The sequence below is a fragment of the Desemzia sp. FAM 23990 genome (assembly GCF_045528485.1).
Taxonomy (GTDB): Bacteria; Bacillota; Bacilli; order Lactobacillales; family Carnobacteriaceae; genus Desemzia.
The window spans coordinates 1-255 of the sequence record NZ_JBGQQW010000102.1 but is presented as its reverse complement, the minus strand read 5'-3'; the positions used below and the strand labels follow the sequence as shown (position 1 = coordinate 255).

At 36.9% G+C, this 255-nt stretch carries 1 pseudogene; it reads left to right on the top strand.

Annotated elements, in window-relative coordinates:
- Positions 1-255: pseudogene (locus ACEN4I_RS13650) on the top strand (ISNCY family transposase); the annotation flags it as partial.

Below are 255 nucleotides of genomic sequence, written 5' to 3'. Positions count from 1 at the left end.
GCGCTTAAACGGAACTGTTCAATCACGACTTCCTGTAGATTTAGAATTAGCTGGAATACAATCTATGGAGGAAGCCAATCACTTTTTAACGAAATGGGTTAGGATTTTCAATAAGAAGTTTGGCAATAAGACGAAGGAATCCATCTATGAAAACGCACCAACTAAATCAGAAATCAATTTATTATTAGCACGAGTAGCGAATAGAAAAGTGGATAGTGGGCATCATATTCGGTATCAAAATAACCATTACCTGCC